The organism is Pseudomonas sp. GW821-FHT09H03, from assembly GCF_059415945.1.
This window is the reverse complement of record NZ_JBWKOF010000005.1, coordinates 278,005-294,737: the sequence shown is the minus strand read 5'-3', so window position 1 is coordinate 294,737 and position 16,733 is coordinate 278,005. Positions and strand designations below refer to the sequence as shown.

Genomic DNA, 16,733 nt, shown 5'->3' with positions numbered 1-16,733 from the left:
GTGCAAATAGAGTGGTGCCCATTATATGTAGCCATTTGCCATCGCGCTTGCCCAATCGTCGTCTCGTATGAGATGTGTTGCAACAATAGATTTGCGCAATGCCAGGCAAATTACTGCCATCAAGGCCGCTTTGCTGGCGGGGATACGTCGGAACGGTATTGATGGAGGCAGTGGCCTACGCTTTTGGCTAGCTGAGTAAGCCTGAGGGATAGAAAGCAGTCCGCCAGTTGCTGAACACTTGACTTTTTCGAATCCAATAAAACCCGTAGACGTTAATCTACGGGGGTTGTTTATTAGTGGAAACTCAGACCTGCTCCCTTCCCTGCTGTACAAGCTCAACGAAAACCAGCTCGCCCTGGAAGCCGCCATCATGGAGCTGACTCTCTGGGTCGAGCAGCGCGGCTTGGCCGACGTAGCCGGAAACGTGCGCGGCGCCCTGGAAGCGATCGACCACAACGAAGAGTTCATCAAGATGGCGCTCGCGATGATGATGGCGCCTGAGTGAAAACAATTGATTGGTAAGCTAGGCTCTTAGCCCCCCTTATTGGCGACTGCAGCAGCCTAACCTATTGTTTTTAAACGAATACAACCGCTTCCGAGAGTGGCAAAGCACCCGCTTTTTTACGCTTATGCAGTAAGCGTCTTGCGAAGTCATCTCGACGAAGGAAAATCACGCGTTTTGCAGTGATGGCCAGACACCTTAACAACAGATCGCCAGCAGCCTTTAGGCTACTGGCGATCTAGAGTGGCTTTAGTTTTTTTCGATGATGAAGGTGATTGCGGACGAAAATTGGTGGGCATCCTCAAGCATCACCACCGAGCTAGTGTCCTACGAGATACCAGCGGTCATGTGGTGCAGAGACTGCATTCATTTCCTTATGAAGCTACTCGACCTGAGCCTCCAGGCTAATCATTTCCGGATCGACTTCTGCCAACGAGCCGTAGCCAAGCATGTCAGGAGCAAGCATTTGCATAGACTTCGCCCCCTCCATCAGGACGGTGTCCTTGAGTGGGCCGATTAAGCCGTGAAAAAAAACTATGCGAGATGAAGCATCTATCTCTCCAATTAGTATCTTGAGTTCCATTCGAGTAAGCCACGAGTGCATTTTGCTCGGCTATGCCGATTGCCACCTACGGGAAGCAACTGCTCCATTTCACTCGCCCGCGGGTTCCTTAATTGATCCAATCGGCGGTTTGATTCCACCATGCCAAATCGGCATAACCACCCTATCTGCTGGCGTCCTGTCGACCGAACATAATCCAACTTATGCAGTTGCGAACCACTAAAAAACCTCCTGTAGTCTCGCGACCACGCTCGCGAGCGATTACTCACATGATGAATTCAATAACTGCCAGGGCAGACCAATAGATTTACCTTTTTCATATACCCCGACAGCACGAAACGGTGTTTCCGGGCGGGACGGACTTGAATGGTTAACCACACCATAAACTTACCGCATTAATATTCTCATGAAACGTCAAAACTGGCCAACCACGGCTCGTAAACACGACATCCATCAGAACAGCTGATATCCACATCAACACTCACACTTTCATGGCTAGCGATACAATCCACCTAGTACCACTTCATGCATACCAATTAGATCACTGACCAACCGGCCATAATTGAGTTCAATATCATCATCAGCAAATTACTTCGCAACGGACAGACCAATATGACGCCGGACCTCTTAATTATAAAAACATGACTAGCATTTACGCCACCCACTCACAGAACGCTAACTATCAACGCGTGCCTTTATGCCATTAGGCAATGGCGTAGTTTAAGTATCCGCCTTACAGAGTTGCACCCGCTTGCAGGAGCATCTGAACACCCTAGGCCTTGAAGCGTTTCTCGTATGAGCTTCGTTGGGGCATTAAGATCCAGACGTCAGGACAATCGAGTTCGCTTACAAAAAGCGGAAACCGTCTCCCTTGATGATGGATTTCGGAAGGTGACTCCCCCCTGGCCGCTTACGTGAAAAAGAAGCCAGGGCCAGCGCTAAAGGAGGAATCTCATCATTTCTCACCGTTTTTCATCGCTCGGCCGAAGGTGTTTCAATTCATTTCAGAGTGGTTTTGTCAAGGAAATGCGTTACTGCGGCAGCTCTTAACTATGCCGACGTAGAACGGTAAGAAGAGCACGAGAATTGTGATGTTATTCGTTTAGCAATGATATTTTCTGGCAACACTCCAGCACAAACGCGCGGAATCAAAACTCTTTAAATTCAGTAAAAAATTAACAAGACATAGGGCACGCATGAACAAGGCCATTTATCGGTTGGTATGGAATAGTACGTTGGGAGCGCCGCAAGTCGTTTCCGAAGTTGCCAAGTCAAAGGCGTGTGGCGGCTCTGTCGCCGTCACCGGCTCGGGCACTCGCTCGTCGAAACGTCGCGCTAAAACAGTAGCCTGGCCCCTTGCCTTGCTGTCGTTGGGGATTGCCTCTTCAGTGTGGGCGACGTCCTCTGACGTCACCATCTCTGGCGCACACTCCCCCATAAATTACTTTCAAGATAGCATTATCGATACGTTCACTAACAATGGCACTATCTCTGGCGGAATGATGGGCCTTTCTAACAACGGCAGTATCGATACGCTCACCAACAATGGCAGCATCTCTGGAAGCACAGGCATTTTTAACCTGGGCAGTATCGGTACGCTCACCAACAATGGCACCATCTCTAGCCAAACCCTTGGCATTGTGAACCTGGGCACAATCGGTACGCTGACCAACGCAGGTACTATTAAAGGTGAGTTTGGTATTTACAACAACGACGCCGCCATTACCACCCTGAACAACAATGCCGCCGGCACTATTGCTGGCACGTGGGTAGGCATTTACAACGTTCGAACCATCGGTACGCTCAGTAACAGTGGCACTATCTCCGGCAACGGCACAGGCATTTACAACGGTGGCAGCATCGATGCACTGAACAACGGTGGGGTTATCAGCGGAAATACCGCTATTTATAACAGCTCCTCCGCCTCACTTGGCACCCTTACCAACACCGGTACCATCGCCGGTCAGATCCTCAATAACGCGACGCAGGACCTGACCATCAACGGTGGCGCCGGCTCGCAGTTCGGCACGCTGACCGGCACCAGATTGGACGCGGGGGCAGACAACATCAGCCTGATCAGCAACACCAGCTCGAACGTGGTGTTTGGCCCTGGTAACCAGTTGCTCAATGACCACATCGACGTCGGCGGTACTCATAGCGTCACCAATGATGCGACCGGAGTCCTGCAGGTCAACAATACGATCAATATCACCGGTAATTACCACCAGGGCGCCGATGCCAGCCTGATCCTCGGCGTAGCCGGCAACGCCGTGACCACTGGCGATACCAGCACTGACAGCGGCTATGGCCGCCTGGTGGTGTCCGGGGCTGCGAACATCGAGGCGGGCTCCACGGTAGGCCTGCAACAAACGGGCAGCTACGGCTTTGCCCAGGGTCAACGTTACCTGGTGATTCAGGCGGCCACCCCTGGCACTGAATATAACGCCAGCAGCCTCAAGTACAATGTAGCGGGCTACAACGCCTCCGGCATCAGTGTAGACAGCGGCAGCAATACCAATTTGTTGGTCACAGTGGGCAGCGCTACGTCAACCGACCTCACACCACCGCCGCCCGACGTTACGCCACCGCCGCCTGACGTCACACCAACACCGCCTGACGTCACGCCACCGCCGCCGGTTGTCACACCAACGCCGCCTGCCGTCACGCCACCGCCGGTCGTCACACCAACGCCGCCTGCCGTCACGCCGCCGCCGGTCGTCACACCAACGCCGCCTGCCGTCACGCCACCGCCGGTCGTCACACCAACGCCGCCTGCCGTCACGCCACCGCCGGTCGTCACACCAACGCCGCCTGCCGTCACGTCACCGCCGGTCGTCACGCCAACGCCGCCTGTCTTCGCGTCCCCCGGCCCGCTTAACTACGCGACCACCACTACCGGGATCGCAACGCTCTCCGGGCTGTTCAACTACAACGGCTACGATGCGTCATTGATGAACCTGTTCAACGCCGGTGCTGCCCTTGGCTCTTCGGCTGAAGGTAACAAGGCCGGTGCGCAGTTGAGCCCCGCGGCGACCGCGTCTGCCGCGACTCAAGCGTCCACCGAGTCCACGGTGCAAGTGCTCAATGTCGCCATGGCGCACCTCGACGGGATGCGCACCGCACAGAACGGCATCATCGGCGGCAGCGGTATCGCGACGGGTGAAGGCACCAGCAATTCCGGGCTTTGGGGCCAGGCTTTCGGTGGCACTTCGCGCCTGAGCGAGAGCGATAATATCGCCGGTTATCACAGCCATTACGGCGGCATGCTGATCGGTGCCGACGGTGCGGTCAACGATAGCTGGCAGGCTGGTGGCCTGTTCAGCTACACCCAAACAACGGTCAATAGCGACGGCGATAACAGCGGCAGTTCGGCCGACGTGAAGTCCTATGGTCTGTTCGGCTATGCCAGCTACACCGCCAACCCGTGGTACCTGGACCTGTCGATGGGGGCCATCCAGCACCAATACGACACCCAGCGTGAAATCAGCTTCCCTGGCTTCAATGGCGTGGCCAAAGGCAACCACGACGGGATGCAGTACATTGCATCGGCCCAGGTTGGTTACCCGTTCGATCTCGGCAACCACACGGTGCTGACGCCGATTGCTGGCCTGACCTACAGCACCCTGGAGGAAGACAGCTATACCGAAAAAGGCGGCAACGGCGCGGCACTGCATGTGGATTCCGCCAGCACCCATTCGCTGAAAAGCGACCTGGGCACCAAGCTTGAGCACGCCTACGCAACCGAATACGGCAACGTCGTGCCGTCTGCGCAGTTGGCCTGGCGTCATGAGTACCAGGACACGCGTCTGCAGTCGGTCGCCAACTTTGCCGCTGACACGGCCGGGGCCACCAGCTTCAGCAGCCTGGGCGCCAAGCCGGTGGACGACACTGGCGTACTGACCTTCGGCGTGACCCTGCTGAAAAGCAGCGCGCTGAGTGTGTCGGCGAAGTACACCCTGGAAGCGGCGAGTGGTTACACCGCCAATACCGGTGATGTGCAGGTGCGTTGGAACTTCTGATCGGCTAGTTGCGGTTAACCTGATAACGCCCATTGTTTGTGATAAATAATGGGCGTTCAGGTATGCCCCCTGCCAGAGCACAAACGCCTTTTTGCACAACAGTCCTTACTCCGACTTTAAGGCCTTCTATGAGCAGCACATCGACAACGACCGACCCGCCACAACTGACACTTGCCGAGGCCATAAATCTGGCCCACGCGCACTGGAACGCAGGCCAGGCACAGCAGGCCGAGCAGTTGTGCCAACGCATATTGGCGAAATGGCCACAACAAGCCGATGCCTCGCATTTGCTTGGGCTGATTGCCCACGCCTATGGCCGCCAGGATCTGGCCGTCGCTTTCATGCGCCAGGCGTGCCAGGCGCCGAGCGCCCCGGCGATCTACTTCAGCAACCTGGCCGAGATGTGTCGGCAGCAAGGCCTGTTGGTGGAAGCCGAACAGGCAGGGCTGCAGGCTGTCGCCCTGGCCCCCATGTTGGTGGATGCCTGGAATAACCTGGGCATCATCCAGCAGGAAATGGGCAAGCTTGAGGAAAGCCTCGAAAGCCTGCTCCGCGTGCTGAACTTGCGTCCTGACACGGCACAGGTACACAACAACCTGGGCAACACCTACCGTCGGCTGGATCGTCAAGAGCGGGCCGAGTGGCATTACCAACAGGCGCTAACCCTTGATCCAAATTATGCCGAGCCCTACAGCAACCTGTCTTTTTTGCTGAGTTCACAAGGTCACTTCGATGAGGCGGTGGCTGCTGGGCGGCACGCTATCGAACTCAACCCGCAGCTGGTCGATGCCTACCTGAATATCGCAGAAGCCGAAACGCAACGCTTTCAGCATGGCGAGGCGTTGCATTGGCTGAATGCCTTGTACGCCTTCGCCCCCAAGCATGTCGCTGGCCTGACGGCGCGAGCTCAGGTCTTGAAAAAGGTCGGGCTCCTCGATGAGGCGCTGCACTGCGCGAGGCAAGCGCTGGCCTTGGCCCCTCACGATGCCAATGTCCACAATGCCATGGGCATTACGCTGCAGGCCGTGGGTCTGCATGAAGAGGCGCTGGAACATTTCATTCAAGCGGCGGCGTTGCCTGGCTCGGTGACCGAGGAGGCGATGATCGCACAAGGGACATTGTTGTTGGAACTGGGCCGCAAGGAAGCCGCCGCCGATGCCTTCGAACAGGCATTGGCGGCGTTCCCGGGGTCGATCCGAGCGTTGGCGGGGCGCTCTGACAGCAAAACCTTCAAAGCCGGCGATGCCGATATCGCGGCCATGGAAGAAGGCTTGTTGCGTTCGGAAGGTCTGCTGCTGGCCGACAAGCTGGCAACTCATTTTGCCCTGGGCAAGGCTTACCTGGACACGGGGGATTCGGTGCGTGCGTTCCAGCACCTGAATGAGGGTAACCGGCTCAAGCGCTCCACCTTCAGCTATGACCCGCAAGCGACGCAGCAATGGATGCAGCGCATTGCCGAGGTCTTCAGCGAACAGTTCATGGCCGCACATCAGGGCATGGGTGTGCAGTCGTCGGTGCCGGTGTTTATCGTGGGCATGCCACGTTCGGGCACCACACTGGTCGAGCAGATTCTCGCCACCCATCCGCAGGTGCAGGGTGCCGGGGAGCTGGTTTCGTTGCGTCTCGCAGTGGACAGCCTGGGCGCTTTTCCGCAAAGCCTGGTCAACTGTTCGGCCCCGGATCTGGCCAGGTTCGGCCAGGACTATCTTGAGCGCATCAAGCCGCTGATTGACGGTCGTGATCGTCTGGTCGACAAGATGCCGGCCAACTTTTTGTATGCCGGTCTGATCCCCTTGATCCTGCCAGGCGCGCGCATCATTCACTGCCGGCGCGACCCGGTCGATACCTGCCTGTCCTGCTTCAGCAAGCAGTTCGGCGGCGAGCAACTGTTCACCTACGATCAGGTCGAACTGGGCCAGTTCCATCGTAACTATCAGGCATTGATGGCTCACTGGCGTGCGGTACTGCCTGCCGAGTCGTTTATTGAAGTGGACTACGAGGCGGTGGTGGACGACCTGGAAGCGCAGGCCAAACGCCTGATCGACTTCATTGACCTGCCGTGGAACGACGCCTGCCTTGAGTTCCACAAGACCGAGCGGGTGGTGCGTACCGCGAGTGTCAATCAGGTGCGCCAACCGCTCTACAAAACCTCCAAAGGCCGCTGGCAGGCGCATGCCGAACAGCTTGGGCCGTTGCTACAGGCGTTGGAGCCGGGTAAAGGGTGAAACATTCGAGTGCGTCGTTGGCGCGTTGTCTATCGACGACGCTCGCATGCCTGATTGTGTCCCTCGGGGGATTGACCGGTTGTGCCGATCCGAACCGGCACGCCGAGAGCCTGGCGCTCACCGGCCACTTGCAACGTGAACAGGTTCAGACCGACGGTTTCGTGCTGACCAGCTTTTACCGCATCACCCGCCCCGATCTGCCGTTGACGGTCTACATTGAGGGGGACGGCAGGGCCTGGCGCTCGCGCTCGGTGCCCTCCGATAACCCGACGCCGCATCAGGCCATGGCTTTGACGCTGGCAGCGGTGGACCCAGCGGCCAACGTCGTGTACTTGGCACGTCCTTGCCAATTCACGCCGCTAGTGCAAAGCCCGCGGTGTGACCAGGCCTATTGGACCAATAAGCGCTTTTCCGAGGAAGTGGTCGCCGCAATGAACCAAGCGGTTACGTACTATGCAGCGCAGATACCCGGTCGGCGTATCAACCTGATCGGCTATTCGGGAGGCGGTGCACTGGCGGTGTTGATTGCCGCCCGGCGTACCGATGTCAGTTCGCTGCGCACAGTGGCTGGTAACCTTGATCATGCGCAGGTCAATCGCCTGCATCAGGTGTCGGCGATGCCAGAATCTCTCAATGCCATTGACGTTGCCCATCAGATCGCCGCCATACCGCAGGTCCATTTCAGTGGCGCTGATGACAGCGTCGTGCCCCCGGTGATAGCGCAGCATTTTGCCAGTGCAACAGCCAGTCGATGCACGCGCCAATTAATCGTGGAGAGAATGAACCATGAAAGCGACTGGGCTGGTCGCTGGCCTGAACTTCTCTCCATCCCGTTTCCGTGCTCGGCGAGTGCAAATCATGAATAACAACCTGACGAGCGTACCGCATGCCCTGAATGCGTCTGATCGCAAAGCGCATTATGGCCACAGTGGCGCAGTTCTATGGTTTACCGGGCTGTCCGCCTCGGGCAAGTCGTCCTTGTCCATGGCATTGGAGTTGGCCCTGACGAAGCTGGGCTATAGCTGCTATGTGCTCGATGGCGATAACGTGCGCAAAGGCTTGAATGCGAACCTGGGGTTCAGCGCCGAGGACCGGACCGAGAACATCCGCCGCGTGGGCGAGACTGCAGCCTTGTTTGCCGATGCCGGATTAATCTGCATCACCGCCTTCATTTCCCCCTACCGCAAGGACCGGGAGCGAGCGCGTAAGGCGGTGGAACCGATGTTTCACGAAATACATATCGCGGCAAATCTGGCGACCTGTGAGGCCCGCGACCCCAAAGGGCTATACAAAAAAGCACATGCCGGTGAACTGCTTGAGTTCACGGGGGTGAGTGCGCCATACGAGGCGCCGGAGCGCCCTGAATTGGCGATCGATACTGGAACAATTTCGATCGAGGAAAGCCTGAAGATATTGCTCAACTATGTGGTAAAGCATATCCCGCTAAACCACAAGTACCCTGGCCTCGACGCTCACCTTGAATAAAGCGCGTCATGGGCTCGACCTAGTTCGAATAGACATACAATTTATATCGGTATCCTAATTAGCTGTCAGTCAACGCGCGTTTGATAAGTGAAAGCCTTCGAACACCCGGTGGATGTTCGGGTGGTCGTTGATGCTGACCATCACCCTGCCCTTGCAGCAGCGCATGAAGTCGGCCATGCGTTCGTAGTTCTCAAACGGAAAATCCACCCCATACCCTGAGGTCTGCCAATGCGGCGGATCCATGTAGTGAAAAGTGTGAGCGCGATCGTAACGCTCCGCGCATTCGAGCCAAGGAAGGCTTTCCACATAGGTACCCGACAGGCGTTGCCAGGCGGCCGAGAGGTTTTCTTCGATGCGCAGCAGGTTGATGGCCGGACCTGTGGTGGCGGTACCGAAGCTCTGCCCGGTGCCCTTGCCGGCAAAGGCATGGTGCTGCAGGTAAAAAAATCGGGCGGCACGTTGGATGTCGGTGAGGGTTTCGACGCGAGTCATCTTCTGCCACTCGAACACCTGGCGTGAGCTGAGCGCCCATTTGAACTGGCGCACAAACTCTTCGAGGTGGTTCTGCACCACGCGATACAGGGACGGTGGCCAGGCTGAATGTTGACGCATTCAGACTGACCGCTCCTATTACTTTGATTTTTGAAACTTCTGACTCAGGGCGACTCGTATGCCCGAGCGATCAAACCGGCACTTCAAGCACGACTTGCTGCGGTTTGCCGGAGGCCGTGGCCTTGCCCTCCTTGCCACCATTGCACTCCACCGACACCGCCCCCCCGGACGGCGTAAAGGTGTGATCTACCGACTCCACCCGATATTCACCATCGAGCCCGATGCGCGGCACCCTGGTGTCGACCGGGCACGAGGGCTGCCAAAAGCTCCGCAGGAGCTGAGGGATGCAATGGACCTGGCCTGTTTGGAATCAGCACGATCGCTGGCAGCCAGAGAGGGCCGGAGTGATGACGCAGAGAAGATTCGCCAATTCCAGTTCAAGGATATTCGACCAAAAGCAGCTTCCGAAATAATCGACATCGCGGACGCGAGCCTCCTGCTGGGCCACTCTGAACAAGAAATCACCAAGCGTGTTTATCGTCGTATCGGGGCGATCGCTCAACCGTCAACATGAAATAGTTTCGGACCCCCCCCTAAAGTTTCGGAACACCTTCGCTTTCCTGCAGCCAATAAAAAACCCCGTAGACGTTAATCTACGGGGTTGTTTATTAGTGGAGGCCGAGGTCGGAATCGAACCGGCGTAGGCGGATTTGCAATCCGCTGCATAACCATTTTGCTACTCGGCCTCAAAACATTTGCTGTCAGGTAGCACAACATCAAATGCGTACAAACTTGGAGCGGGAAACGAGACTCGAACTCGCGACCCCGACCTTGGCAAGGTCGTGCTCTACCAACTGAGCTATTCCCGCTTGGTGTGGCGCATTCTATAGATTCCAGAAGCCCCGTCAACCCCTTGATTCAAAAAAGTTTTATTTCTTTTCAACGTCGGTCTTCAGATGCGGCCAGGCAGCGCGCAAGTATTGGACCATCGACCACAAGGTCAGGCCTGCGGACACCATCAGCAGGGTGTAACCCAACAGGACCCAGAAGCTGAAGTCCGACGGATTGGCCAGCAGGATTACCAGCGCCAGCATTTGCGCGGCGGTTTTCCATTTGCCCAGGTTCGATACGGCGACGTGGGCGCGGGCGCCGAGTTCGGCCATCCACTCACGCAGCGCCGAGACGACGATTTCGCGCCCGATGATCACGGCGGCAGGCAGCGTGAGCCACAAGTTGCCATGTTCCTGGACGAGCAATACCAATGCGACGGCAACCATCAGCTTGTCGGCCACCGGGTCCAGGAAGGCCCCGAACGGCGTGCTCTGCTCCAGGCGGCGGGCGAGGTATCCATCCAGCCAGTCTGTTGCGGCAGCAAAGGCGAAGACCGAGGCGGATGCCAGGTAGCTCCATTGGTAAGGCAGGTAGAACAGTAAAATGAAGATCGGTATGAGCAGGACGCGTAGAACGGTAATCAGATTAGGGATATTCATCGGCACAACTGGCTACGAGGTGAGGGAGCATTCTACTCGCTGTGCAGATTTGCATAAATCAACTCTGCGAGCTTTTTACTGATCCCGGGGGCTTTGGCGATTTCTTCGATGCTGGCACGAGACAGCTCCTGCAATCCACCAAAATGTTTCAACAAATCGCGCCGACGGGTCGGCCCGACCCCGGCGACGCCTTCCAGTGTAGACGTGCGCCGGGTTTTGCCACGCCGGGCGCGGTGGCCGGTGATGGCGAATCGGTGGGCTTCGTCGCGAATCTGCTGGATCAGGTGCAGCGCGGGGGAATCGCCGCGCAGGGTAAATTCGTGGGCAGCGTCGTTGAGGTACAAGGTTTCGAAACCCGCCTTGCGCGTTGCGCCCTTGGCCACGCCCAACAGGATCAGGTCGGGAACGGCCAGTTCGTTGAGCACGTCGCGGGCCATGGACAGCTGGCCCTTGCCACCGTCCACCAGCAAGATGTCCGGCAGCTTGCCCTCCCCGTCCTTCAGTTTGCTGAAGCGACGGGTCAAGGCCTGGTGCATCGCCGCATAGTCGTCGCCGGCGGTCACGCCTTCGATGTTATAGCGGCGGTAATCTGATTTGATCGGGCCTTCGGGGCCGAACACCACGCAGGACGCCACAGTCGCTTCACCGCTGGAATGGCTGATGTCGTAGCATTCCAGGCGTTGTGGCGGCTCCTCGAGCTTGAGCACTTCTGCCAGCGCATCAAACCGCGCGGTAATGTGTTGTCGATTCGCCAGGCGTGCGCCCAGGGCCTGTTCGGCATTGGTCACCGCCAGTTGCTGCCAGCGCGCCCGAGTGCCGCGCACCCTGTGGCTGATGGTCAGTTCACGACCGCGCAGCTCATCGATGGCCGCAATCAGCGTCGGAAAATCCTCGTGAACCACGTTGACGATCAACTCGCTGGGCAAGTCGCGTTCCGGGCTGCTGATGAAATACTGGCCAAGAAACGCCGCCATGACCTCGGATACGTCTTCTTCAATACCGACCTGCGGGAAAAAGTTCTTGCTGCCCAGTACCCGCCCGCCGCGCACGCTGATCAGGTGAACGCAGGCGCCCCCCGGGTTGACGAAGGCCGCGATGACATCGACGTCACCCGTGCCGCCTTCCATGCTCTGCTGGTCCTGGACTCGTCGCAACAAGGCGATCTGATCACGCAGTTCGGCGGCTCGCTCGAATTCGAGGTTGATCGCGGCTTCTTCCATGGCCGCAGACAATTCGTCGGTCAGCGCATTGCTGCGCCCTTCGAGGAACATCACCGAGTGCCGTACGTCCTGGGCGTACACCTCGGGCTCGACCAGGCCGACGCAAGGCGCCTTGCACCGTTTGATCTGGTATTGCAGGCAAGGTCGCGTGCGGTTCTTGTAGTAGCTGTCTTCACACTGGCGAACGAAAAAAGTCTTTTGCAGCAGGCTCAGGCTTTCCCGGATCGCCCCGGCGCTGGGGTAAGGACCGAAATATTTGCCCTTGGCCTTCTTCGCCCCGCGATGGATGCTCAGGCGCGGGAAGTCGCCGTCCGACAGATAGACGTAGGGATAGGATTTGTCGTCGCGAAGCAGGATGTTGTAAGGCGGACGCCATTCCTTGATCAGCGTCTGCTCAAGCAGCAAGGCTTCGGTTTCGTTGGCCGTGATGGTCGTTTCGACCTGGGCGATACGCGCCACCAGCGCAGCAGTCTTGGGCGCAAGCCCGGTCTTGCGGAAGTAGCTCGACAGGCGATTCTTGAGGTTCTTGGCCTTGCCGACGTAGAGCAACCGCGCCTCGCTGTCGAACATGCGATACACGCCGGGGCGTCCGCTGACGGTTGACAGGAAGGCGCCAGGATCAAAGGTATCGGTCATTTTCAGAGGCTGGCGTCGACCATGCCGTGACGAACCGCCAGCAGCGTCAACTCCACATCACTGCTGATCGAAAGTTTTTCGAAGATGCGGTAACGGTAGGTATTCACTGTTTTCGGGGACAGGCACAATTTATCGGAAATGATCTGCACCTTCTGGCAGCCGACTATCATCAGTGCGATCTGGATTTCGCGCTCCGACAAGGCGTCGAAGGGCGAGTCGTTGGTCGGCTGGAAGGATTTGATCGCCAGTTGCTGGGCAATTTGCGGGCTGATGTAGCGTTGCCCGGCAAATACCAGGCGAATGGCCTGGACCATCTCGGACAAACCGGCACCCTTGGTCAGGTAGCCCGCGGCACCGGCTTGCAATAGCCGTGTAGGAAACGGGTCTTCCTCACACACGGTAACCGCAACGACCTTGATATCCGGGTGGCTGCGCAACATTTTGCGAGTGGCCTCGAGACCGCCGATACCGGGCATCTTGACGTCCATCAAGACCACATCAGGTTTCAGTTCGCGTGCCTTGAGCAGGGACTCCTCTCCCGACTCGGCCTGGCCGACTACTTGCAGGCCATCGATGTCAGCCAGCATTCGTGTAATGCCTGTACGAACGAGATCATGGTCATCGACTACTAGCACCCTAATCAAGCAGACACCTCGCGAAATGGTCTTATTGAATTGCGAGACACCTTAGCAAAAAGCAACTGGCAGACCTAGCAGAAAGCGCCAGCTCAAGAGTTTCAATTCATCTTCAAGGGCTTGCCGCAAGCGTGTCTCAACACTGCAAGCGATCGAGATCGACCTGCATTCTCAGGAAACACTCGTCCCTGCCCACCACGCGCAAGCCCTTTCGCTGGTACAGGGCGTGCGCCGGATTGTTGGTGAAAACCGTCAGGCGCAACGCCGGCCGCCGCTCCCCGCGTGCAACGGTTAACACCTGATCAATCGCCCATGAGCCGGCACCCTGCCCCCGGAAAGCTTCAGTGATGTGCAATTCGCGAATGTACAGGGATGCAGCGTCACGACTAAGGCTGACGTAACCCAGCAAGTCCTCGCCGCGAGTGATCATGCGGTTGTCGCGACCTGCCCAGGCCACGTCGAACGCTGCGTCCTGCCACAGCAAATCGTGGTGGATGTAGTAGCGCAACATGTTCCGGCAGGTCAGGTCGCGGGCGAAATCCAGATCCTCTGGAGTTGCCGGGCGCCATTCAAACTCCATCGAAGCACCATGACAGGCAGGGAAAGGCCAAAGTGTGTCACAACTTGAGTCGTGCCCGGATGATAGAAATAGCCTTTGTGGATCGATAGCATTTTCTGATTGAATCCGCGTACCGGCCTCTAGTAAGCTCGGTTCATCCATCGGAGACAGACCATGCTCAACACCCTCTTACAGCTTCGTACCGTCAGCGCCCCGCGCTCGGTTGCGGCTGCCCGGGTGAATGACGCTTGTGCTCCGGTCAGCTTTTATTTTGGGTATTGGTTTAGCCACTGGCGCGCCTGATACCCACACGGCGCCCACTTTAAACGGGTCGCCACCAGAGAATTCTCAACCCCCGGTCGGCTTCCCGACCGGGGGTTTTGTTTTTTCAGCGCCGCACATTTTTAGCGACACACCAGACAACTTGAGGATTCAAAAATGAACTACGCCACTTATTACCGTTACGACAGTTTTACCGCCTGGCGATTTAGCAGCCTCCGCTCGGGACAGCCTGCCGCCTCCGATCGGTCACCCACAGGTGGCAAGCACACACACGCAGCCAATCCGGCCAATTGTCGAACACCCCAGTAGGGCCGAGCGCGCGGGCATCAACCCGCCGCCAGCCCAGGAAGCCTTGAATATGAACTCGTCCGCCTGCGCACTGCCGCTGTCCACCCTGAGCCCTGCCAATGAAGCGCTGACCCTGCGTCTGCCAAGCTCGTTGCAGCTCAAACAGCAATTGCCCCTCTGCAACGCCTTGACCCAGCAAGTCAGCGCCCACCGCCAGGCGGTTCGCGCGATCCTCAACGGTGAAGACTCTCGCCTTCTGGTCATCGTCGGCCCTTGCTCGATCCACGATCCGCAGTCAGCCCTGGAATACGCCGGCAACCTCGCCCGCCTGGCCGCCGAGGTCAGCGACGAAATGCTGCTGGTGATGCGCGCCTACGTCGAGAAACCCCGTACCACTGTCGGCTGGAAAGGCCTGGCCTACGATCCGCACCTGGACGGCAGCGACGACATGGCCGCAGGCCTCACGCTATCGCGCGAACTGATACGCGAAATGCTCCGCCTCGGCCTGCCCGTTGCGACCGAACTGCTGCAACCGATGGCGGCCGGCTACTTCGACGACCTGTTGAGCTGGGTGGCCATTGGTGCCCGCACCACCGAGTCGCAGATCCATCGGGAAATGGCCAGCGGCCTGGACATGCCGGTAGGGTTCAAGAACGGAACCGATGGCGGCGTCGGTGTGGCCAGCGACGCCATGCGCTCCGCGGCCCACCCCCATCGTCATTTCGGTGTCGACAGCCAGGGCCACCCGGCAATTATTCATACCCCTGGCAATGCGGATACGCACCTGGTACTGCGCGGCGGTCATCGCGGGCCCAACTACGACCGCAACAGCGTCGCCCAGGTGAAGAGTGACCTGACCCGACTGAAGATCCCGGCGCGGATCATGGTCGATTGCAGCCACGCCAACAGCGGCAAGGACCCGCTGCGTCAACCGGCAGTGTTCAACGATGTACTCGAACAACGCCTGCAAGGCGATCGCTCGCTGATGGGTGTGATGATCGAAAGCCACTTGTTCGAGGGTTGCCAAGCGCTGGGCTCGACGTTGCAGTACGGCGTCTCGGTGACGGATGGCTGCCTGGGCTGGACCGACACGGAACAACTGTTGCGTCAGGCTGCACAAAGGCTGCGGGCAGACAGGGCTTAACCACTGTGAAAGGTGCCGAAACACTGCGACGAAGAACGCGACACAATCCGGGCTTTCGTACTGCCCCTATGCCGTTTTCTTCAGACCGGGGCGGACCTTTCATACATCCCGCCACCGCCCAGTGTTTTAGAGTGAGGCGCAATTTCACTCACCAGAACGTCTGCGCAAAGGTACGAATATGCAAAGGAATGCAAACACCTGCTACCCGATACTGCTGGTTCATGGATTATTGGGCTTCGATCGGATCGGCAAATTCGAGCTCTTTCATGACATCAGGCAAGCCCTGAGAAATGCGGGGGCGAGAGTATTCGTCCCGCACTTGTCGGCCACCCATAGCAACGAGATACGCGGTGATCAGTTGCTGGGGCAGATCGAACGGGTGTTGCAAGGAACGGGCTCCAGCAAAGTCAACCTGATCGGCCATAGCCAGGGTGCACTGGCCGCGCGTTATGCCGCAGCGATGGATCCGGCCGCGATTGCCTCGGTGACCTCGGTCAGTGGGCCAAACCATGGCTCGGAGCTGGCCGATTTCCTGCGCAAGGCGCTCACGCCAGGACGTCTGCCGGAAAAGGTCGCCGACAAAGCCGTGACGCTGTTCGCCGATTTCCTCGCGGCGCTCAGCGACGATCATTACATGCCGCAGAGCGCTATCGCCGCCCTGAACGCCCTGACCACCGAGGGTGTGGGGGCTTTCAACGACAAGTACCCTCAGGGGCTACCGCAAAACTGGGGCGGCATGGGCCAGGAATTGGTCAATGGTGTTCGTTATTACTCATGGAGCGGTGTCCTGCAGGAACGCATCCTCGACGAAGGGCTCAACGCGCTCAACCCGTTCCACGCCATATGCCGGTCCTTTTCCCGCTTCTTCACCACCGAGGCCGACCAGAACGACGGCATGGTCGGGCGTTACAGCTCCCACCTGGGCACCGTCATCCGCTCCGACTATGCGCTGGATCACCTGGACAGCATCGCCCAGCCAGCCGGCCGGCTTCGTTCTGGCATTGACCCGGTTGAACTCTATGTACGCCACGCCGAACGCCTGATCAATGCCGGGTTATAAGAAGTGTCCCGCCGCGAATCCCGCGCACCTGGGAACTTTGAGGAGAAATAGATCACTGAATCCGGTAGGCTCAG

The 16,733-nt window shown here is 58.0% G+C and carries 13 protein-coding genes, 2 tRNA genes and 3 pseudogenes; 9 read left to right on the top strand and 9 right to left on the bottom strand.

Annotated elements, in window-relative coordinates:
- Positions 1-292 precede the first annotated feature (292 nt).
- Entirely contained in the window at positions 293-505 is a 213-nt protein-coding gene (locus AC07OG_RS09550) for a hypothetical protein (RefSeq protein ID WP_495066918.1), read from the top strand.
- A gap of 379 nt (positions 506-884) precedes the next feature.
- Here AC07OG_RS09550 and AC07OG_RS09545 read toward each other — a convergent pair whose 3' ends face one another.
- Complete coding sequence (locus AC07OG_RS09545) at positions 885-1,085, bottom strand: hypothetical protein (protein WP_495066864.1); 201 nt, start codon at positions 1,083-1,085, stop codon at positions 885-887.
- 1,175 nt (positions 1,086-2,260) lie between these two features.
- Between AC07OG_RS09545 and AC07OG_RS09540 the strand changes: the two are divergent.
- From AC07OG_RS09540 to cysC, 5 genes and pseudogenes are all read left to right on the top strand, one after another.
- Positions 2,261-2,386: pseudogene (locus tag AC07OG_RS09540) on the top strand (ESPR-type extended signal peptide-containing protein); the annotation flags it as partial.
- A 180-nt stretch (positions 2,387-2,566) separates the two neighbouring features.
- Positions 2,567-5,083 carry an autotransporter family protein gene (locus AC07OG_RS09535; RefSeq protein WP_495066917.1) on the top strand — a complete coding sequence of 839 codons (2,517 nt, stop codon included), beginning with the start codon at positions 2,567-2,569 and terminating at the stop codon, positions 5,081-5,083.
- Positions 5,084-5,211: 128 nt separating this feature from the next.
- Complete coding sequence (locus AC07OG_RS09530) at positions 5,212-7,308, top strand: tetratricopeptide repeat-containing sulfotransferase family protein (protein WP_495066863.1); 2,097 nt, start codon at positions 5,212-5,214, stop codon at positions 7,306-7,308.
- Positions 7,305-8,174, top strand: coding sequence for an alpha/beta hydrolase family protein (locus AC07OG_RS09525; RefSeq protein ID WP_495066862.1), 870 nt, complete (start codon positions 7,305-7,307; stop codon positions 8,172-8,174). Before AC07OG_RS09530 ends, AC07OG_RS09525 begins: the two co-directional genes overlap by 4 nt.
- On the top strand, positions 8,167-8,793 hold the full coding sequence (gene cysC, locus AC07OG_RS09520) for an adenylyl-sulfate kinase (RefSeq protein ID WP_495066861.1): 627 nt from the start codon (positions 8,167-8,169) through the stop codon (positions 8,791-8,793). Before AC07OG_RS09525 ends, cysC begins: the two co-directional genes overlap by 8 nt.
- 87 nt (positions 8,794-8,880) lie before the next feature.
- Here cysC and AC07OG_RS09515 read toward each other — a convergent pair.
- Both AC07OG_RS09515 and AC07OG_RS09510 read right to left on the bottom strand, forming a co-directional pair.
- A pseudogene (locus AC07OG_RS09515) lies at positions 8,881-9,378 on the bottom strand (DNA adenine methylase); the annotation flags it as partial.
- A gap of 97 nt (positions 9,379-9,475) precedes the next feature.
- Positions 9,476-9,637, bottom strand: coding sequence for a hypothetical protein (locus AC07OG_RS09510; RefSeq protein ID WP_495066860.1), 162 nt, complete (start codon positions 9,635-9,637; stop codon positions 9,476-9,478).
- A gap of 120 nt (positions 9,638-9,757) precedes the next feature.
- Between AC07OG_RS09510 and AC07OG_RS09505 the strand changes: the two are divergent.
- Positions 9,758-9,919: pseudogene (locus tag AC07OG_RS09505) on the top strand (integrase); the annotation flags it as partial.
- 98 nt (positions 9,920-10,017) lie between these two features.
- Here the strand turns inward: AC07OG_RS09505 and AC07OG_RS09500 are convergent.
- The 6 genes from AC07OG_RS09500 to AC07OG_RS09475 form a co-directional block, all read right to left on the bottom strand.
- Positions 10,018-10,091: transfer RNA gene (locus AC07OG_RS09500), tRNA-Cys, on the bottom strand.
- A 47-nt stretch (positions 10,092-10,138) separates the two neighbouring features.
- A tRNA-Gly gene (locus AC07OG_RS09495) sits at positions 10,139-10,214 on the bottom strand.
- Positions 10,215-10,274: 60 nt separating this feature from the next.
- Complete coding sequence (gene pgsA, locus AC07OG_RS09490) at positions 10,275-10,835, bottom strand: CDP-diacylglycerol--glycerol-3-phosphate 3-phosphatidyltransferase (protein ID WP_060540641.1); 561 nt, start codon at positions 10,833-10,835, stop codon at positions 10,275-10,277.
- Between the two features lie 32 nt (positions 10,836-10,867).
- Positions 10,868-12,691: an excinuclease ABC subunit UvrC gene (uvrC, locus tag AC07OG_RS09485; RefSeq protein ID WP_060540640.1), complete on the bottom strand. Its 1,824-nt coding sequence runs from the start codon at positions 12,689-12,691 to the stop codon at positions 10,868-10,870.
- Positions 12,692-12,693: 2 nt separating this feature from the next.
- Positions 12,694-13,335, bottom strand: coding sequence for a response regulator transcription factor GacA (gene gacA / locus AC07OG_RS09480; protein ID WP_060540639.1), 642 nt, complete (start codon positions 13,333-13,335; stop codon positions 12,694-12,696).
- A gap of 127 nt (positions 13,336-13,462) precedes the next feature.
- Positions 13,463-13,906: a GNAT family N-acetyltransferase gene (locus AC07OG_RS09475; RefSeq protein WP_495066859.1), complete on the bottom strand. Its 444-nt coding sequence runs from the start codon at positions 13,904-13,906 to the stop codon at positions 13,463-13,465.
- 619 nt (positions 13,907-14,525) lie between these two features.
- On the opposite strand from AC07OG_RS09475, the gene AC07OG_RS09470 reads away from it, so the two are divergent.
- A complete protein-coding gene (locus AC07OG_RS09470) occupies positions 14,526-15,599 on the top strand; it encodes a 3-deoxy-7-phosphoheptulonate synthase (protein ID WP_495066858.1) in 1,074 nt (357 codons plus the stop codon).
- A gap of 178 nt (positions 15,600-15,777) precedes the next feature.
- Positions 15,778-16,659: a lipase family alpha/beta hydrolase gene (locus AC07OG_RS09465; protein ID WP_218423180.1), complete on the top strand. Its 882-nt coding sequence runs from the start codon at positions 15,778-15,780 to the stop codon at positions 16,657-16,659.
- Positions 16,660-16,733: the final 74 nt, after the last annotated feature.

Coding starts and splice junctions, on each gene's coding strand:
- AC07OG_RS09545 (WP_495066864.1), bottom strand. CDS start 1,085: ATGGAACTCAAGATACTAATTGGAGAGATAGATGCTTCATCTCGCATA.
- AC07OG_RS09535 (WP_495066917.1), top strand. CDS start 2,567: ATGGGCCTTTCTAACAACGGCAGTATCGATACGCTCACCAACAATGGC.
- AC07OG_RS09530 (WP_495066863.1), top strand. CDS start 5,212: ATGAGCAGCACATCGACAACGACCGACCCGCCACAACTGACACTTGCC.
- cysC (WP_495066861.1), top strand. CDS start 8,167: ATGAATAACAACCTGACGAGCGTACCGCATGCCCTGAATGCGTCTGAT.
- pgsA (WP_060540641.1), bottom strand. CDS start 10,835: ATGAATATCCCTAATCTGATTACCGTTCTACGCGTCCTGCTCATACCG.
- uvrC (WP_060540640.1), bottom strand. CDS start 12,691: ATGACCGATACCTTTGATCCTGGCGCCTTCCTGTCAACCGTCAGCGGA.
- AC07OG_RS09475 (WP_495066859.1), bottom strand. CDS start 13,906: ATGGAGTTTGAATGGCGCCCGGCAACTCCAGAGGATCTGGATTTCGCC.
- AC07OG_RS09470 (WP_495066858.1), top strand. CDS start 14,526: ATGAACTCGTCCGCCTGCGCACTGCCGCTGTCCACCCTGAGCCCTGCC.
- AC07OG_RS09465 (WP_218423180.1), top strand. CDS start 15,778: ATGCAAAGGAATGCAAACACCTGCTACCCGATACTGCTGGTTCATGGA.